Consider the following 17,631-nt stretch of genomic DNA (forward strand, 5'->3'; position numbering starts at 1 on the left):
TCTCAGACCGACAGGGTCAGGTGGTGCGACGCCAAAGCTGCCTGCGCGCGGAGCTTGCGCACAGCTTCCCCCGGATCGCTGGCGCCATACACAGCGGAACCGGCGACGAAGCAGTCGATACCCGCCTCGGCTGCCTGCTCAATTGTCGACGCATTGATGCCACCGTCGATCTCGACGAGCAACTTGAGCTCACCGGAATCGACAAGCTTGCGGATTGTCCGCGCCTTGTCGAGTACCTGCGGCATGAAGGACTGACCGCCGAAACCGGGCTCGACGCTCATGATCAGGAGTGTGTCGAAGTCCTTGAGGATTTCGAGGTACGGCTCAATCGGGGTACCGGGCTTGATGCTCAATCCGGCCTTGGCGCCGGCGGCGCGGATATCGCGAGCGACCGAACGCGGATCGTCGGTAGCTTCGGCGTGGAACGTGACGTTGTACGCGCCGGCCTCGGCGTACGGCGGCGCCCAGCGCTCCGGGTTGTCGATCATGAGGTGGCAGTCGAGCGGAATATCCGTCGCCTTGAGCAGGCTCTCGACGACGGGGAGGCCCAGCGTCAGGTTCGGAACAAAGTGCGCGTCCATCACGTCGACGTGAAGCCAGTCGGAGCCGGCAACAGCGGCCGCTTCATCGGCTAGGCGAGCAAAGTCTGCGGACAGAATGGACGGTGCGATCATCGGGGAAGCCACGTGCCCGAGTTTAGCGGTGACGCCACTCCCCCTGTGCACGCACGTCGGCGGCGGAGACGACTGTCAGTGATTGACTGCTGCGCGGAGCTTACGGACCTTGCTCGGGGCCTTGATTCGCCACGCGTCCTCGAGCATCTCGGACAGCTGAATCTCGTCGATCAGTTCGAGATGAACGAGGATCGAACCGTGGCCGTGATAGTGGTCGGTGGTGAAAAACGGTGCTTGACCACTGGCGAGTAACGCCTCTTTTTCGTCCAGACCACACATCACTACCAATGCGCCTTCGGCTTCGGCGCGCAGACGCACAAACGTCTTGCCTGCCACCTTGAGTGCTGGAGTGTTGTACGAGGTCGATTCCTCCACCGAAGGAAGTTTCGACCCGAGCACAACAACCTGTTCCCACGTAACCATGGAGGGAACCCTACGACTCTTGTGCCGGGAAGCAAACCCCTGTGCGCCTTTATTAACCGCCGGCGGCTGATAAAGGCGCACAGCGAGCTAGGCCAGCGGCTTGCGCAACGCCGCCATGAACATCGCATCCGTACCGTGGCGGTGCGGCCACAGCTGAACGGAATTGCCGTCGCCGACGTTCGGAACTCCGGGAACCAATTCCTTGGTGTCGAGTTCGACAACGCCGTGACGTCGTACGGCATCAGCGACCACTGCGAGGGTCTCCGTCAGGTGCGGCGAGCAGGTGGAGTACAGGACCACGCCGCCGGGACGAACCAATTCGATTGCTGCTGCGAGCAATTCGCGCTGCAGCTTCGCCAGCGGAGCCACGTCCGACGGCTGACGACGCCACCGAGATTCCGGGCGACGACGCAGTGCGCCCAGGCCAGTGCAGGGTGCGTCGACGAGAATGCGGTCGTATCCGGGCTCGAGTCCCGATTCGCGGCCGTCGGCAACGTGCACGTCGACGGGAAGCTCACGGGTGGTCTTGCGGATCAGCTCAGCGCGATGCGGAACCGGTTCAACGGCGTCGAGGCGTCCGCCTTCGATACCGGCAAGGGCGCCGAGGAGTGCGGCCTTACCGCCGGGGCCGGCACAGAGGTCGAGCCAGCGGCCGGCGTCGTCACCTTCGAGCGGGGCGAGCGTGAGAGCGCGGGCGACCAACTGACTGCCTTCGTCCTGCACGCCGGCCAGCCCCTGACGGACTGCGTCGAGCTGTCCGGGGTCGCCCCCGTCGAGGTGGACGGCGTACGGCGAGTAGGCGCCGATCTCGCCGCCGGTGACCAGTGCGAGTTCTTCGGCCGAGATTTCACCGGGACGCGCAACGAGGTGCACAGCCGGACGAGCGTCGTCCGCGATCAGTACGTCTTCGAGCTCGCCGGCGGCTGCGCCGAGCGAATCAGCGAAGACCTGCGCGATCCACATCGGGTGCGCGTGCTCGAAGGCGAGGTGCCCGATCGGGTCCTTCGGCGCCAGCAGTTCCACCCACTCGTCCTGCGTACGCTCGGACACGCGGCGCAGAACAGCATTGACGAATCCTGCTCGGCCCTGGCCTGATTCGGCCCGCGCGAGATCAACGGACGTCGCTACAGCGGCATGCGGGGCAACGCGGGTACGCAGCAATTGGTACGAGCCCAGACGAAGCACATCGAGGAGGTTGCCGTCGATTTCCTCGACGGGCCGCCCGGACGCATGCACGATCACGGCGTCGAGAAGGCCCTGAGCGCGGGCTGCGCCATAGGCCAATTCCGTGGCAAGGGCAGCGTCGCGCGAGTCCAGCTTGCGGTCACGCAAGAGGCCGGGCAGAACGAGGTTGGCGTAGGCGTCGCGCTCGCGAACTGCGCGCAGGACGTCGAGTGCTGCCAAACGCGGCTTGTCGAGACCAGCCGTCGGATCGGGCCGCTCCACCTGCTTGGGCTTGTTGTTCCGGGACCCGTTGCGCTTGCCGCCCGGGCCTTGCGTCTGCCGTGCTGGTCGTCGTGATTCGGTCATGCTGCCTTTACCTCCGCGTCGAGTCGGGCACCGCGTGCCCAGTCCCCTGCCGACATCAATTTCTTGCCCGGGGGCTGTATCTGCCCGAGTCGTACCGCAGTCGTCGCGGTACCGATGTAAAGACCATCCTTGCGCACTGCGATCTCGCCGACGTCCAACACCTCGTCCGTTACCGTGACAGGTCCGACTTTGACCCGGAGGTCGCCGATCATCGTCCAGGCACCGGGAGCCGGCGTGACAGCCCGAATATGGCGGTCCACCGTCAGGGCGGGAAAGTTCCAGCGCACGCGAGCCGCGTCGACAGTTACCTTCGGAGCGTAGGAAACGCCGTCGACGGATTGCGGAACCGCGTTGATCTCGCCGGCTTCGATAGCGTCCAGAACGGATTCGAGCAGGCCCGCTCCACCTTCGGCCAGACGCCCGAGCAGATCGCCCGCAGTGTCGGTGTCGCGGATACGTTCCGTCATCACTCCGTAGACCGGGCCGGTATCCATACCGGCTTCGAGGCGAAACGCGCTCGCGCCGGTCACTTCGTCGCCGGCACTGATCGCTGCCTGCACCGGCGCGGCGCCGCGCCAGGCGGGAAGCAATGAGAAGTGCAGGTTGACCCAGCCGAATTTCGGTATGTCGAGAATGCTCTGTGGCAGCAGGTTTCCGTACGCCACGACAGGTGCGCAATCCGGTTCGAAACTCTTGAGTTCAGCCGCAAATTCGGGGTCGGACGCCTTGGCCGGCGTCAAGACGGGGATTCCGTATTCGTCGGCAAGCAGTCCGATGGGTGAGCGGGTGACCTTGCGGCCACGACCGGCGACGGCGTCGGGACGCGTCACTACGGCAACAACCTCATGGTTGGCCGACTCGATGAGTCGACGCAGTGAGGGAACGGCAGGTTCCGGGGTTCCGGCGAAGACGACGCGCATGTCAGCCCTCCCGATTCTCAGGGCTGGTCAGACTGTGATCAGCCCGCTGGCCTATCGAACGTGGTGGACTGCAACTCACGAAAGCGCTCCCGAATGTTTGTGTGGATGGAACTGTCAGTCTAAGGAGTGCTGCCACCGGTTTGTACCGCACGGCACATCGAACACAATTCTCAGCAAGTTCTTTGGTGAGAACGCTGCAGATTCACCCGTAGACGGTATTGACTGTCCCTGCCTCCACCACTTGGCGTCGAGAAGCAAGAAGCACATGCACCGACCACACGGAGGTACTTCATGGCAGGCATCGACAGCAAGTTCGACAAGGCATATGCAGGTAAGTCCGTCGAAGATTTGGCCGATGCGCCAGCGGCAGCCTTGAACGGCGTAAGTGATTCGGATGCAGAGCATTTGAAGGCTGCATTCAATATCAAGACGGTCCGCGATCTGGGTACCAACAAGTTTTTCCTGTGGGCGCAGGCTGCCGCCAAACTCGCTGAGTAGTCGAGATTGACCGCAGTGGTCGAGCCGACCTCAGGAGTTTGAGTCGATGACCACCTGCAGAATATCCGCGCCGAGCGGTACGGCCGTGCAGGATACGTGCCGCTCGGCAGTCGGATCGAGTGACGTACGAATGATGTCGATCACGTACGGGTCGTAGGGCATCCGGAAGTGGCCGGTCAGGTTCTGGGGGCACACGTCCTGGAGGACGATGTTCTCCGCTCCGGGACCCCGTAAGGCGATGTTGCTGGACGGCTGAATCATCTCGTCGACCCGCGAACCGATGGTGGTGTAATGCACCCCCGGCACCGTGTCACCGCCGTCGTTGAGGCTGCGCAGCAGATCGGATCCCTCCATCTGTTCACTGACAGCGACGGAAAAGGTGTCCCGGACAAACTCGTCGGCGCCGGGGATCGCACGAACGATCGGCACGAGTCCGAACATCACGCCCCCATACGAGGGCGACGCCAGCCCGACCCACTGGTCGACGAACTCTGATCCACCGAGCTTGTTGATGTAGTACCGAGTCACGGTTGCGCCTTGCGAATACCCGACGACGTCGACGCGATCAGCCCCGGTCGCTGATCGCACTTGATCAACGAATGCACTGAATTCACCGGCGCTAGAGACGATATCGCCGACGCCGTAGGTATCTTTTTCGGAATCTTTACCGTAGTTGAGCGCGAAGACGCAGTACCCGTCAGCCGCGAGTGCCGGTGCAACGGCCGCCCAATCGGTGTAGGCCTGAGTATCGGTTCCGTGCGCGAGAAGTACTGGCCGCGGATGCGCCGCACTGGGCTTGCAGTCGAAATTGTTGGACCCCGCCGGGGCCAAATCCGGATGTCCCTCGGCATATCCGGTGGCCGCGTGACGGGTAGTCTGCGGTGGCCCGACCACCGTCGGAGTGACGGCACCCGCGACACTGGGCACTGCCATCGCAATTGCAGCCGCCATCGAAAACACCAGTCCCGCGGACCTGGTCACAACCGTCATAACTCGATACTCCCACCTTGAAAAGCACTGTGCAGAAACAGATCATAAGGTGCCAACCGACCGGTTACCCTACTATTGCCGGTTTCTTGATAAATACCGAACCTGCCACCGCAAGTAGGGAAATGACGCCACCCCACAAGAATGCGGTGTGGATGCCGGACTGCTGCGCTGCAATATCGGAAGCACCGTCGGCAAGTTGTGAAGCCGCTGTGTTCGACATGATCGTGACGAACAGCGCTGTGCCGGCTGCCCCGGCCAGTTGCTGCCCGGTATTGAAGATCGCGCTGCCGTGCGAATACAACTCGGACGGAACCGACCCCAGCGACGACGTCATCAACGGCGTCATGACCAAGGCGAGACCCGCCATCAGCATCGAATGGATGCCGACAACCACCGGAAGAGCGGTCTCCGTATCGAGGAGCGTCATCAGCCACAATGCGCCACTGACCACGACCACACCGGGGATGACCAACGGGCGTGGACCGACACGGTCGAATACGCGTCCCACGAACGGCGCCAGAACTCCCATGAGTAGACCCCCGGGAAGTAGCAACAAACCGGTCTTCAAGGTGTCGAGGCCGCGCACATTCTGGAGGTACAAAGGCAACAGGATCAGCGCACCGAACAGTGCCATCATGCTGATCGCCAACATGGCGAGTCCGATGCTGAACGTGGGAGTGAGGAAGGGTCGCAAGTCGAGCAGTGCGCGTCCACTCTCCTGCCGAGAGAGCTGACGCAAAACGAACACGACCAGAGCGACGACGCCGACCACCAGCGGTATCCACACCGGCACACCCGATCCTTCGGCAGAGTGTCCGATGCTGCCGAGTCCGTAGACGATGCCACCGAACGCAAAGACGGACAAGATAACTGACAGGCCGTCGAACGGAGCCGCGCCGGTTGTCGTGAGGTTCTTGACCAATACCGAGCCGATGGCAAACGCGACGAGTCCGATCGGCAATACGATCCAGAACATCCAGCGCCAGTCCAGTGAGCGCAAAATCACACCGGAAAGGGTGGGGCCGACAGCCGGAGCGACGGCAATCACGATGGAGATGACGCCCATCATGGCGCCGCGTTTATGTACGGGGACAACACGCAGGACCGTGGTCATGAGCAGTGGAAGCATGATGGCGGTGCCGCCGGCTTGGACAACGCGACCCACCAGAAGCAGTTCGAATCCGGGTGCAATTGCCGCCAGGAACGTGCCGACACTGAAGAGTGTCATGGCTGCGGCAAAAACTTGTCGGAGTGTGAATCGCTGGAACAGGTAGCCCGTTGTGGGGATGACGACCGCCATGGTCAGCAGAAACCCGGTGGTCAGCCACTGCGCCGTACTGGCAGTGATGTCGAGATCTACCATCAGACGCGGCAGTGCAACGCCCATGATCGTCTCGTTGAGGATCATGACGAATGCGGCGACCACCAACACGCCGATCAACAATTTGCTGCCGCGGTCAAGATCGTCCGCGTGAACCGCGTCCGATTGAGCTTCTGTCTCTTCAATATGCATGCGCTGCTACGGACTCTCTGAATTTAGTCGACAAACAAATCTATTGATTCAACAATATCGACCATTTCGAGAGTCACCGTCAAACTAATTTCGACGCCGGAACCCGGAGCGACCCCGGCCGCGACTGCCTGATCGCAGCCGCCGGGCACTCGCCTGAGACCTCCACTCCCGGGAACGCGCACAGATACTCCCGGGAATGGATGTCCGTATCAACGATTTACAGCAGATCCGAAATCTCCGCGGCAATCTGCTCCGGTGTCACCGTCGACTCGAAGCGGCGGACCACCGCTCCGTCCTGATCGACGAGGAACTTGGTGAAGTTCCACTTCACCTCGTCGGTACCGATCGCTTCGGGGCGAGTCTTGCTGACGTGGTCGAAAAGGAATCCGATTTCGGGTCCGAACTCACCCGGCGCTTCGCTGCGGAGGTGCGTGTACAGCGGGTCTGCGTTGTCACCGTTGACCTCGAGCTTGGCGTGAACGGGGAACGTGACGTTGTAGGTGGTGCTGCAGAATTCCTGGATTTCCGCGTCCTGACCGGGTTCCTGGTCGCCGAACTGATTGCACGGGAATCCGATGACTCGGAGACCGCGGTCCTTGTTCTCGCGGTACAAGGCGTCGAGGCCTTCGTACTGCGGTGTGAATCCACACTTGCTCGCCACGTTGACGATCAACAGTAGGTTGCCTTTGTACTGGCTCAGATCCTCGGTGGATCCGTCGGCAGCCTTGACGGCGAAGTTGTGGACAGTCATGAATTCTCCCGGTTATCGAAGTGATTATCTTGCTACCCAAGCTAGTTCATGCTTCGCCAGCAATCATGGCCGGCCGCACTCAGTTGTCCGAGTCGGTGGACCCATCTTCGGCCAGCACCCGATACAAAGACTTGCGAGCTTCGATCAGAACATCTGCCGCCGCCTTGACCTGTGCCGGCGTTCCCACGGCGGCAACTTGACCGGCAGCACCCATGAGTTGTCCGATCAGCTCACGCAAATCCTGTTCCGGCGCACCGACGCTGTCGCGAACGTCGTCCCACGGCGAACCCAGATCGGTTTTGTGCTCCGCGACGTAGGCAACACCTTCCGCGGTGAGCCGGGCGGTCTTGCGTCCGGCGACCTTGTCGATGATGACGAGGCCTTCGTCTTCGAGTTGCGACAGAGCGGGGTAAATCGAGCCGGGACTCGGCTTCCACACACCGCCACTGCGCTCGACGATCTGCTGAATCAGTTCATACCCGTGCATCGGTTCTTCGGCGATGAGAAGCAGAACTGCCGCCCGGACGTCACCACGTCGACCCCGACCACCGCGGCCACGTCCTCGACCCAGATGCGCGCCCGGCCCAAACCCTGGCCCGCCAGGTCCGAAGTGGCCCCGACCGCGCCCTCGTCCACGATCGCCGTCTGGGAAATGCCTGTCCATGTCCACCCTCACTCACTATCGTTGATAGTTCGACGATATATCGCTATCTGAGGCGGGGCAATTCTGTCTACGGATCACCACCGCCTATCGAACGGTCGCAATGCCGGACAGGATGAGGTCGATGCCCGCGACAAATTGTTCGCGGTCGTCATGCTCGCGCAACTGGGTCGCCGCACTACTCAGGAACGGATACTCCGCCGCGTCGAGTTGTTCCCATCGCGCGGCGATGTTTCCGAGGAAGGCCGTTCGATCCGTCTCGCGCGCAAGGAGTCTGGCACCCGCGGCATACTGCCCGGCGAGACCGAGGACGTAGTTCACGAGCGCGGACGCGCAATCGAACCGCGCATCTTCCGGAACGCCGAGTGCTTGAAGTTGCCCGCCGACGCTTTCGAATATCTGCAGCACCGCCCACTGCCAAGGCTCACGTGAGAGTTGAGTGCCCACCCAAGGGTGTGCATCGATCGCGTCGAACAGTCCGAGGGAAATTGCCCGGATCGCTTCCCGGGGCGCCACCCCCTCGATCGTCCCGGTCACGACGCGAGCAATGACGTCGTCGGTCGTCGCGGCGAGCAGTTCGTTCTTGTTGGCGACGTGCCAGTAGATCGCCCCGCTCCCCGTCGACAGACGAGCCGAAAGCGCCCTGAATGTGAGCGCCTTCTCACCCTCGGCATCCAGGATCTCGATCGCTGCCTCGACGATTCGCTCCTTCGAGAGCGCGTCCGTACGCCGTTCGGTCCGCTGTGACTCGGTATCCATGGGCTCCATCTTGACAGATTTGGAACGCCGTTCCAAGATTGTCAATGGAACAACGTTCCAGCCTCGAAAGGAAACGCTATGATAACACCAGTCACGATCATCGGTGCCGGCCTCGGCGGCCTCACCCTCGCACGCGTCCTCCAGGTCCACGGCATCCCCGCGAAAATCTACGAGGCGGAGCCCTCTGCGGCAGCCCGCATCCAGGGCGGCCAACTCGATATCCACGAGCACAACGGACAACTGGCACTCGAAGCTGCCGGTCTCATCGACGAATTCCACGCGATCATTCACGAGGGCGGCGCGGCTTCGCGAATACTCGACCAACACGGCACGATGCTGCTCGACGAACCCGACGACGGCACGGGCGCGCGCCCCGAGGTGCTCCGCGGAGACCTGCGTCGGATCCTGCTCGAATCATTGCCCGACGAGACGATCCAATGGGGACGCAAAGTCACGAGCGCCAGCCCCCTCGGCGACGGACGACACGAGCTGACCTTCGCCGACGGCTCGACCCTGACCACAAACATTCTTGTCGGTGCCGACGGTGCCTGGTCGAAGATCCGCCCGCTGCTCTCCGGCGCCAAGCCCGAGTACGTCGGCACCGTATTCATCGAAACCTACCTGCACGACGCGGACCAACGGCATGCCGCGGCAGCCAAAGCTGTCGGCGACGGTGCGATGTACGCACTCTCTCCGGGAAAAGGCATCACCGCACACCGCGAAGCTGGGGGCGTGCTTCATACGTACGTCCAACTGAACCGCTCCGCTGAGTGGATTGCCGACATCGACTTCGGCGACGCCGACGCAGCGACTGCTCGAGTCGCAACCGAGTTCGACGGCTGGGCAACAGAACTCACGGCCCTGATCACCGATGCCGACACCCCACCAGTTCCCCGCAGGATCTACGCGCTTCCGGACAAGCACCGCTGGAATCGAGTTCCCGGTGTGACACTCCTCGGCGATGCCGCTCACCTGATGGTGCCGTCCGGCGAGGGCGCGAACTTGGCGATGTTCGACGGCGCCGAGTTAGGGAAGGCAATTGCCGCACACCCCGACGACGTCGAAGCCGCACTCACCTCCTACGACGAGGCAATGTTCGCGCGCAGCGCGTCGGAAGCCGAAGACGCACACGTCATCCTGGACCTCTGCCTCGGCGACCGGGCACCGTTCTCACTCGTCGATTTCTTCACCGGCACCCTCGACGAGTGAGCCCTGGCAATCAACCGATTCGGCGCGGATCAATCTGAATCCGCACCGGACCCGAGGACTTCCGCGCACTCCGAGCTGCACGTGCGTGAGCGAGCGCATCAGCCAACGCACGCCCGTCCTTGCGCGGCACCCGAATGAGCATCCGCTCCGGAGCCACTCCGGCTTCATCTTCACCCGAATACGGAAGGCGCTCCCCCGCCGGCAATTCCACCGGACCGAGCAGTACAGCACTGCTCGGCAATTCCGCCGACGCCACCAACTCCGCAATCGCGGCGCTGCCACCGTCAATGGCCGCCAGGTGTACAGCCGGCGGAAACCCGACCTCTTCGCGTTCGTCGAACTGATTGCGGGCGTGACCGATCGGATCCCAGCGCACCAACGCCTGGACCGTCGGGATTCCCGAATCCGCGACCACCACCACTTCGCCGCCTTCGGACAGCGGAATCACCAAGGCCGCGGCCGACATCCACCGCCTCAGCGTCTCTTCTTCGGCTCGCAGATCAGCGCGGCCGAGCAACGCCCAACCGTCGAGCAACAGAGCGGCGCCATAACCTCCGGTCATCACCGGTTCTGCGCCGACGGTCGAGACCACCAAAGCTGGACCTTGGGGAACTTCCTTGACCACGTCGCCGCCACCGGACAACACAACCTTCACCCCGGGGAACGCCCGGCCGAGTTCCTCGGCGGTACGACCTGCGCCAACGACAACCGCCCGCAACGCCTTCGCACCACAGGCATGACACCGGTACGCCGCATCGGCGACGCCGCACCACCGGCACTCGGGAATTCCGGCACCGTCCGGACCGGCAGCTGACGGTAATGCCAAGGGCCCGTTGCATCGTCGGCAGCGCGCCGGTGCGCGGCATTTCCCGCAGGCAAGGGTCGGCACGTAACCGCGGCGCGGCACTTGAACCAACACGCCGTGGCCTTCGCGCAATGCGCGTCGTGCAGCGGCAAAAGCAATGGCCGGCAAGCGTGCCGCCCGGGCACCGGGGTCGCGGGCCAAGGCCTGATCACTATCTGCCAATGCGGTGATCTTGGGCGAGCAATGCCGGACGACGTCGCGGGCTGCCACCAAATCGTGAGCCCAACCGGAATCGACGAGTGCCTGGGATTCCGCGGTCCGTGAGAAACCGCCGATCACCACGGCGCATCCAGCGACATGGCCTCGCAAGACTGCAGATTCGCGGGCATGCGGATACGGCGAACGCGGCTCCGCCAGGTTGTCGTCGCCGTCGTCCCACACCACTACGAGTCCGGTATCCGGGGTCGGAGCAAAAACGGAGCTTCGAGTGCCGACCACGATCCGCGCGCTTCCGCGGAGCGCCGCCAACCACCGTCGATATCGCATTGCCGGACCCAGGCCGGCTGACAGTCCCACCACCGCTTCAGTGCCGGACACAGCCTCGCAGGCCGCAAGCACACGATCGAGATCGCGCTGATCGGGTACAACGATTACAGCGCTCTTCCCTACGGCTGCAACAGATCCCGCGAGTTCGGCCAGACGCATCGGCCAGTCTTCACCGGGCAATGCCTGCCACACCGCACGCGGAGCGCGAAATTCACGGACGGCGGTGACAAACGCTTCGCCGTGTTGATAGAGGTGCCAGCCTCGTTCGTCCAGGGTGGGCGCCGCGATGTCACCGCACGGCTCCCATGGCTCAGCTTCAACTTTTGCATGGCGAGGGGGCACGGCCAATCGCAGGACATCGGCACGCGTCCCGGCATAACGCTCGGCGACACGGTCGACCAACTGCGCTACCTCGGCAGTGAGTACGCGCTCGGCGGAGATGACACGCTCGAGCCAGCCGAACTTGCCCTGATGATCGCTGGTCGCCTCACGGGAAACGATGAAGCCGTCGACCAGACGACCAGCAAAGCGGATGCGCACCCGTACACCGGGTTGCGCATCCGCTTCGAGTTCACGGGGAACGAGATAATCGAACTCCCGATCGAGGTGAGCGAGGGGAAGCATCGGTAGAACCCGGGCAACCGGATCAACCTCTGCCGCTACTCTTTCCGCGCCCACCCCGCTATGTCCACCCCGCTAGGTCACTGAGCAATCAGAGACCGGCTGCGCTACGGAGCTTGTCTGCACGATCCGTGCTCTCCCACGGGAGATCGATATCGGTGCGACCGAAGTGGCCGTACGCAGCGGTCTTCGCGTAGATCGGGCGCAGCAGATCGAGATCGCGAATGATCGCTCCCGGACGCAGGTCGAAGACCTCGGTGATGGCCTGCTGAATGCGAGCCGGATCGGTCTTCTCGGTGCCGAACGTCTCGACGAACAGACCAACCGGAGCTGCCTTGCCGATGGCGTAGGCAACCTGAACTTCGATGCGGTCGGCGAGGCCGGCAGCAACTGCGTTCTTGGCAACCCAGCGCATGGCGTAGGCGGCACTGCGGTCCACCTTGGACGGGTCCTTGCCGGAGAATGCGCCGCCGCCGTGGCGAGCCATTCCGCCATAGGTGTCGACGATGATCTTGCGGCCGGTCAGACCGGCGTCACCCATCGGTCCACCGAGGACGAACTTGCCTGTCGGGTTGACCAGCAGGCGCACGTCTGTGGTGTCCAGGTTGGCAAGGTTCACGTCGGCGAGAACCGAGTTGAGTACCTTCTCGCGAAGATCCGGGGTCAGCAGATTGTCAAGATCGATGTCGGCAGCGTGCTGCGTCGAGATGACGACAGTATCGAGGCGAACCGGCTTGTCACCGTCGTATTCGATGGTCACCTGGGTCTTGCCGTCGGGACGCAGGTACGGCAGGATGCCGGTCTTGCGAACCTCGGTGAGGCGACGTGCCAGTCGATGCGCCATCGCGATAGGGAGCGGCATCAGTTCCGGAGTATCGGTGGTGGCGTAACCGAACATCAAGCCCTGATCGCCGGCGCCCTGACGATCGATCTCGTCGTCGAGCGTTCCGTCGACACGAGCCTCGTGCGAATGGTCAACGCCCTGAGCGATTTCCGGGGACTGCGCACCGATCGCGACGTTGACACCGCAGGAGTTGCCGTCGAATCCCTTGGCTGAGCTGTCGTAACCGATCTCGAGGACCGTGTCGCGGACAATCTTGGGGATGTCGGCGTAGGCGGTGGTCGTGACCTCGCCGGCTACGTGCACCTGACCGGTGGTGACCAGAGTTTCCACGGCGACGCGAGCACGCGGATCCTGCGTCAGGATCGCGTCGAGAATGGAGTCGCTGATCGCGTCACAGATCTTGTCCGGATGCCCCTCGGTCACGGACTCGCTGGTGAATAGCCGACTGCCGGACTTGCTCACAGATCTCCCTCTCGACGCCTGAGTTCTTTTGACTACAGCTTATGGAAATACTCGAACCACCGTCGGTGGCCGTTTTGCCGTACTTAATGTATAGCTGCGCCGACCATAGTCGCCGCACAATCAACGCAACACCCTTATACGCACCCGAATTGGGTGTGATAGGTCTCACCACTCAAGGAAACAAGGTCACCAATGCGTCCAGAACTCGGCTGGCCATCAAAGCCTTGGAACCGTGTTCGAGGGCTGATTCGGATCCGTCGGAGCCCAGGAGCCAACCATCATTGTGGTCGACCTCGAAAGCTTTACCCTCGCCTACCGCATTGACTACGAGGAGATCGCAGCCCTTGCGAGCAAGCTTGGAGCGGGCGTAATCCAGGACATCGCCGTGCGCGTCGCCGGTCTCCGCAGCAAATCCGACGATGACGGTGTGCTCATCGAGATCACCGGCGCGACGAGATTCGACGAGTCCGGCCAGGATATCCACGTTTCGAGTCAGGCTGATCGAGTCGGGCTCGTTAGCGCCCTTCTTGATTTTGCTGCCTTCGACCGTGGTGGGCCGGAAGTCGGCGACCGCCGCAGCCATGATGATGCCGTCATGCCCGGGGGCGTGCTTGTCGACGGCCAATCGAAGATCTTCGGCAGTCTTGACGTGAACCACATCGACTGCTGCGGGATCTGCGAGGTCCGACGTGTATCCCGCGATCAGGGTGACGTGCGCACCGCGCTGAGCGGCCAGGCGCGCGAGGGCATATCCCTGTTTGCCGGAACTGCGGTTGCCGAGGAAACGAACAGGATCAAGGGGCTCACGTGTGCCACCGGCAGTGACGAGCACCCGACGACCTTCGAGATCGCGGGGCAATGCGTCGACGCGCTCGAGGAGCAACGACGCGAGGCCGACGATCTCTTCGGGTTCGGGTAGACGGCCGGCACCGGTGTCTTTTCCGGTCAAGCGTCCGGACGCCGGTTCGATGACGTGAACTCCGCGCGAACGGAGCGTCGCCACGTTGGACACCGTTGCGGGGTGTTCCCACATTTCGGTGTGCATCGCCGGAGCGAAGACAACGGGGCAACGAGCCGTCAGCAAGGTGGCGGTCAGCAAGTCGTCGGCACGGCCCATGACGGCTCGCGCCATCAAATCGGCTGTTGCCGGCGCGATGACCACAAGATCCGCCTCTTGACCGAGCCGGACATGCGGCACCTGCGGAACATCAGTAAAAACGCCGGTATGCACCGGATTGCCGGAGAGCGCCTCGAAAGTGGCTCGTCCGACAAATTCCAGTGCTGACTCGGTGGGAATCACGCGGACGTAATGACCACTCTCGGTGAAGCTACGGATGATTGCGCATGTTTTGTACGCCGCGATGCCACCACCGACACCGACAACGATGCGCTTACGCGCCGAACCGGGGGTTTCCGCTGTTCCCCCGGTGCCCGAAACTGACTCGGGAGCGGCCGACGACGTGCTCACTCGCCTTCGGTGTGCTCGAGCAGATCAGCGTGGATTTCGCGCAGCGCGATGGACAGCGGCTTTTCCTGCAGACCCGGCTCGACGAGGGGGCCGACGTATTCGAGGATGCCGTCACCGAGCTGGTTGTAGTAATCGTTGATCTGGCGAGCACGCTTGGCCGAGTAGATGACCAGGGCGTACTTCGAGGAGGTGCGTTCGAGCAACTCGTCGATCGGCGGGTTGGTGATGCCGAGCGGAGTGTCGTAGGCAGGCAGAGCGCCCTGGCTTGCGGCGGACGCGGCTGAAGTGCTGCTCACTCTTGTGTCTCCTGAATTAGATCGTGCAATGAAGGCCTACATGAATCGACTGTATGCATCGAAATGGATGAAAATCAGTTCCCGACCAACAAGGATACCAACTCATCGCAAGCACGGCTTACATCTTCGTTCACGATGACCGTGTCGAACTCGTCCTGGGCTGCCAATTCCACTCGCGCGGTCTCGAGCCGCCTCGTGACAACGTCTTCGGTTTCGGTGCCACGGCCGGTCAGCCGCTGGACGAGAACGTCCCAACTCGGCGGAGCCATGAACACCAGGAGTGCTTCGGGTTTTGCCTTGCGGACCGCACGGGCTCCGGCCAGATCGACCTCGACCAACACGGGCCGTCCTGCTTCGAGAGCTTCTTCGACGGGTGCCGCTGGGGTGCCTGATCGCTGTAGTCCGCCGTGAATGTCAGCCCATTCGAGGAGTTCACCGGAATCGATCATCCGTTGAAACTCGTCTCGAGTGGTGAAGCGGTAGTCCTTACCGTCCACCTCGCCGGGGCGAGGATCGCGGGTCGTTGCCGACACGCTGAACATCAGCTCGGGCAACCGAGTTCTGAGTTCGCGGACCACGCTCGACTTGCCGACAGCCGAGGGGCCGGCTAGTACAACCAGCCGACCCCTCCGCACTGCAGTCTTGCTCTCTGACACAGCCTCAGCACTCATAAGAAACTGTTTGTGCAGCACTCATCATTACTGTTGCGCCAGTTTTCATCACGGTTCGACTCAGACCTCGAAGTCGAACTTGGTGAGGAGAGCCCGACGCTGACGATCACCGAGGCCGCGGATGCGACGGGTCGGAGCGATCTCCAGCTCGGTCATGATTTCCTGAGCCTTGACCTTGCCCACCTTCGGCAGAGCCTCGAGCAGAGCCGAAACCTTCATCTTGCCCAAGATTTCGTTGTCTTCGGCATCCTTGAGGACCTCTTTGAGGTCGGTGCCGCCGCGCTTCAAGCGCTCCTTGAGCTCAGCCCTGGCCTTGCGGGCAGCTGCTGCCTTCATTAAAGCAGCAGCGCGCTGCTCATCCGTCAACTGGGGAAGGGCCACGGTTCCTCCGTCTCATCGTGTGCAAATTTGTCTATTCCGCTGGATAACCAGCAGCGATAGCGACCGTACTCACGCCTGGCGCGAATTGCTAACCCGCCCCCCGCGGTCCGGTGCAGATCACGGTGGGTTATGCGTGTTGAATCAAGTCCGAGAATCGACGCCTTCGACAGCGCGATCGCGGCCGAAACAAAACGGCACGTACGTAGGTACGATTGCGAAATCTACTGTAGCACAACAGATTTCAAGTTCAAGACAGTGCGCCGCTCCGAACTACTTGGAACCTCGATCATCAGTTCGACAAACGTGCTTGTCGACACAGTCAAATTTTTCGGTGCAATTCGGCGCGTATGCGCGTGTCGCGGCCGATTTTCAGGCCGGAAGCGAGGATTTCGGGTCGTCGACGCCGAATTCTGCATCGGCTTTTCGAGTCGAACCCGGTACGGCCAGGGCCACAACGACCACCAATACCGCCCAAAGCAAAGAGTTCTCCAAGACAAACCCCAGGATCGGGATGTTCAGATCTGCGCCCACTCGTGGCAATCGGAAAAGCACTACGACGGCAGTGAGAGCTGCCGCCACCGCGGACCACGCGGGAATCCCCCGTCGACCGACGACTGGTGTCAGCAGCACACCCACGGCCGGCACCAACCACACGAAGTGGTGGGTCCACGCGATCGGTGTGACCACCGCAGCCAGCAGTGCAACGACGGTGAAGGCTGCCAGATCCCCCCGTAAGCGCGCAGCGCGCCGGGTAGCGAGAATCCCCAGTACGGCCAACACTGCGCAGGCAGCCAGCCATACAGGACCCACCAAGGCATCCGGGAGTTCACGCAACGCCATACCGCGAAGAGATTGGTTCCCGAAGACCGCCGGGTCACCCACCGCGACCTTGCCCGACAATGACGCGATGTCGCCGAAGTAGTCGATGGTCTGGCGCGGCAGTACCGCGAAGCCCAACAACGTCGCGCCGGCAAAACCGGCCAGCCCGCCGCCGAGAGCCTTCCACTTTCCGGTAATCAGGTAGTAACCGAGATACACGATCGGAACCAGTTTGATGGCACCGGCAATGCCGACCAGGACGCCCTCGGGCAACCACTTGGGCCGCGCCAGTACGTCGATCAGGCACAGCATCGTCAGAAACAACCCGACCTGCCCGTATCCGAGATGATCCGAAATCGGGGAGGCCACCGTCCACAGGATCAGAAATCCCGCGTACACCGCGAGCGGTCGCTTACGAGTCAGCGGAACGCCCCGATAACTCAAGACGATGATCACCGCCAGCATCAGGAGACTGACAAAAGTCCACTCCCACTGCACGAACCCCCACGTTCCGATCGCGATCGGAACAGCAACGAGCGCTGCGAACGGTGGGTAGGTGAACGGAAGCCGGGCGTTGAACGTGGAGTCGTACAGACTCGAGCCGTCCAGAACTGCTTGCCCGGCCGTCCGATACACCGCGAGGTCGTCGCCGTGTACTCCGGTCACAGCTTGAAATACCGTGGCCAGCACGGCGCACAGCACAACAAGCACTGCGGCCTGCCACCAACGACGCTCATGCCACCAACGACGCTTCGCCCCACCCGATCCGTTCACCGCCGGACGGTACCAC

18 protein-coding genes are annotated in these 17,631 nt (G+C 62.4%); 2 read left to right on the plus strand and 16 right to left on the minus strand.

The genetic code is table 11. The features are described 5' to 3' along the window. Positions 1-2: 2 nt before the first annotated feature. The 4 genes from rpe to fmt all read right to left on the minus strand — a co-directional run bounded on the left by rpe (position 3) and on the right by fmt (position 3,547). Positions 3-686 carry a ribulose-phosphate 3-epimerase gene (gene rpe / locus MTX36_RS02935; RefSeq protein ID WP_243618272.1) on the minus strand — a complete coding sequence of 228 codons (684 nt, stop codon included), beginning with the start codon at positions 684-686 and terminating at the stop codon, positions 3-5. Positions 687-749: 63 nt separating this feature from the next. Continuing rightward, the gene (locus tag MTX36_RS02940; RefSeq protein ID WP_243618273.1) at positions 750-1,097 is read right to left on the minus strand and encodes an MmcQ/YjbR family DNA-binding protein; all 348 of its coding nucleotides are present in this window, start codon (positions 1,095-1,097) and stop codon (positions 750-752) included. Positions 1,098-1,184: 87 nt separating this feature from the next. Further along, positions 1,185-2,627 (minus strand): RsmB/NOP family class I SAM-dependent RNA methyltransferase, encoded by a 1,443-nt coding sequence (locus MTX36_RS02945; protein ID WP_243618274.1) that lies wholly within the window; start codon positions 2,625-2,627, stop codon positions 1,185-1,187. Further along, positions 2,624-3,547 (minus strand): methionyl-tRNA formyltransferase, encoded by a 924-nt coding sequence (fmt, locus tag MTX36_RS02950; protein WP_243618275.1) that lies wholly within the window; start codon positions 3,545-3,547, stop codon positions 2,624-2,626. The genes MTX36_RS02945 and fmt overlap by 4 nt, the downstream gene beginning before the upstream one ends. Positions 3,548-3,838: 291 nt before the next feature. Between fmt and MTX36_RS02955 the strand changes: the two genes are divergently transcribed. Beyond that, on the plus strand, positions 3,839-4,045 hold the full coding sequence (locus tag MTX36_RS02955; RefSeq protein WP_243618276.1) for a hypothetical protein: 207 nt from the start codon (positions 3,839-3,841) through the stop codon (positions 4,043-4,045). 30 nt (positions 4,046-4,075) lie between these two features. Here MTX36_RS02955 and MTX36_RS02960 read toward each other — a convergent pair whose 3' ends face one another. The 5 genes from MTX36_RS02960 to MTX36_RS02980 form a co-directional block, all read right to left on the minus strand. Then, positions 4,076-5,035 (minus strand): triacylglycerol lipase, encoded by a 960-nt coding sequence (locus tag MTX36_RS02960; RefSeq protein WP_243618277.1) that lies wholly within the window; start codon positions 5,033-5,035, stop codon positions 4,076-4,078. A 64-nt stretch (positions 5,036-5,099) separates the two neighbouring features. Next, positions 5,100-6,548 carry a DHA2 family efflux MFS transporter permease subunit gene (locus MTX36_RS02965; protein WP_094272782.1) on the minus strand — a complete coding sequence of 483 codons (1,449 nt, stop codon included), beginning with the start codon at positions 6,546-6,548 and terminating at the stop codon, positions 5,100-5,102. Between the two features lie 217 nt (positions 6,549-6,765). After that, positions 6,766-7,299 (minus strand): glutathione peroxidase, encoded by a 534-nt coding sequence (locus MTX36_RS02970; RefSeq protein ID WP_243618278.1) that lies wholly within the window; start codon positions 7,297-7,299, stop codon positions 6,766-6,768. Positions 7,300-7,378: 79 nt separating this feature from the next. Next, positions 7,379-7,963 carry a PadR family transcriptional regulator gene (locus tag MTX36_RS02975; RefSeq protein ID WP_243618279.1) on the minus strand — a complete coding sequence of 195 codons (585 nt, stop codon included), beginning with the start codon at positions 7,961-7,963 and terminating at the stop codon, positions 7,379-7,381. Between the two features lie 84 nt (positions 7,964-8,047). Beyond that, entirely contained in the window at positions 8,048-8,719 is a 672-nt protein-coding gene (locus tag MTX36_RS02980; RefSeq protein ID WP_243618280.1) for a TetR/AcrR family transcriptional regulator, read from the minus strand. A 78-nt stretch (positions 8,720-8,797) separates the two neighbouring features. On the opposite strand from MTX36_RS02980, the gene MTX36_RS02985 reads away from it, so the two are divergent. Beyond that, positions 8,798-9,928, plus strand: coding sequence for an NAD(P)/FAD-dependent oxidoreductase (locus MTX36_RS02985; protein WP_243618281.1), 1,131 nt, complete (start codon positions 8,798-8,800; stop codon positions 9,926-9,928). 10 nt (positions 9,929-9,938) lie between these two features. Here the strand turns inward: MTX36_RS02985 and MTX36_RS02990 are convergent, their stop codons facing one another. The 7 genes from MTX36_RS02990 to MTX36_RS03020 form a co-directional block, all read right to left on the minus strand. Further along, positions 9,939-11,957 (minus strand): primosomal protein N', encoded by a 2,019-nt coding sequence (locus MTX36_RS02990; RefSeq protein WP_243618282.1) that lies wholly within the window; start codon positions 11,955-11,957, stop codon positions 9,939-9,941. Positions 11,958-11,991: 34 nt separating this feature from the next. Continuing rightward, on the minus strand, positions 11,992-13,206 hold the full coding sequence (metK, locus tag MTX36_RS02995) for a methionine adenosyltransferase (protein WP_094272776.1): 1,215 nt from the start codon (positions 13,204-13,206) through the stop codon (positions 11,992-11,994). 172 nt (positions 13,207-13,378) lie between these two features. After that, positions 13,379-14,674 carry a bifunctional phosphopantothenoylcysteine decarboxylase/phosphopantothenate--cysteine ligase CoaBC gene (gene coaBC / locus MTX36_RS03000; protein WP_243618283.1) on the minus strand — a complete coding sequence of 432 codons (1,296 nt, stop codon included), beginning with the start codon at positions 14,672-14,674 and terminating at the stop codon, positions 13,379-13,381. After that, complete coding sequence (rpoZ, locus tag MTX36_RS03005; RefSeq protein ID WP_033232151.1) at positions 14,671-14,970, minus strand: DNA-directed RNA polymerase subunit omega; 300 nt, start codon at positions 14,968-14,970, stop codon at positions 14,671-14,673. Before rpoZ ends, coaBC begins: the two co-directional genes overlap by 4 nt. A gap of 74 nt (positions 14,971-15,044) precedes the next feature. Then, a complete protein-coding gene (gene gmk / locus MTX36_RS03010; protein ID WP_243618284.1) occupies positions 15,045-15,641 on the minus strand; it encodes a guanylate kinase in 597 nt (198 codons plus the stop codon). A 60-nt stretch (positions 15,642-15,701) separates the two neighbouring features. Continuing rightward, complete coding sequence (mihF, locus tag MTX36_RS03015) at positions 15,702-16,022, minus strand: integration host factor, actinobacterial type (RefSeq protein WP_094272774.1); 321 nt, start codon at positions 16,020-16,022, stop codon at positions 15,702-15,704. Between the two features lie 369 nt (positions 16,023-16,391). Continuing rightward, positions 16,392-17,615 (minus strand): glycosyltransferase 87 family protein, encoded by a 1,224-nt coding sequence (locus MTX36_RS03020; RefSeq protein WP_243618285.1) that lies wholly within the window; start codon positions 17,613-17,615, stop codon positions 16,392-16,394. Positions 17,616-17,631: the final 16 nt, after the last annotated feature.

The sequence above is a fragment of the Rhodococcus sp. ARC_M6 genome, assembly GCF_022810305.1.
Taxonomy (GTDB): Bacteria; Actinomycetota; Actinomycetes; order Mycobacteriales; family Mycobacteriaceae; genus Rhodococcus_F.

Excerpts from the sequence above, each read along its gene's own strand:
- gmk (WP_243618284.1), bottom strand. The coding sequence starts at position 15,641 with ATGAGTGCTGAGGCTGTGTCAGAGAGCAAGACTGCAGTGCGGAGGGGT.
- MTX36_RS02945 (WP_243618274.1), bottom strand. The coding sequence starts at position 2,627 with ATGACCGAATCACGACGACCAGCACGGCAGACGCAAGGCCCGGGCGGC.
- MTX36_RS02980 (WP_243618280.1), bottom strand. The coding sequence starts at position 8,719 with ATGGATACCGAGTCACAGCGGACCGAACGGCGTACGGACGCGCTCTCG.
- MTX36_RS02970 (WP_243618278.1), bottom strand. The coding sequence starts at position 7,299 with ATGACTGTCCACAACTTCGCCGTCAAGGCTGCCGACGGATCCACCGAG.
- MTX36_RS02975 (WP_243618279.1), bottom strand. The coding sequence starts at position 7,963 with ATGGACAGGCATTTCCCAGACGGCGATCGTGGACGAGGGCGCGGTCGG.
- MTX36_RS02940 (WP_243618273.1), bottom strand. The coding sequence starts at position 1,097 with ATGGTTACGTGGGAACAGGTTGTTGTGCTCGGGTCGAAACTTCCTTCG.
- MTX36_RS02960 (WP_243618277.1), bottom strand. The coding sequence starts at position 5,035 with ATGACGGTTGTGACCAGGTCCGCGGGACTGGTGTTTTCGATGGCGGCT.
- MTX36_RS02955 (WP_243618276.1), top strand. The coding sequence starts at position 3,839 with ATGGCAGGCATCGACAGCAAGTTCGACAAGGCATATGCAGGTAAGTCC.
- fmt (WP_243618275.1), bottom strand. The coding sequence starts at position 3,547 with ATGCGCGTCGTCTTCGCCGGAACCCCGGAACCTGCCGTTCCCTCACTG.
- MTX36_RS02985 (WP_243618281.1), top strand. The coding sequence starts at position 8,798 with ATGATAACACCAGTCACGATCATCGGTGCCGGCCTCGGCGGCCTCACC.
- MTX36_RS02965 (WP_094272782.1), bottom strand. The coding sequence starts at position 6,548 with ATGCATATTGAAGAGACAGAAGCTCAATCGGACGCGGTTCACGCGGAC.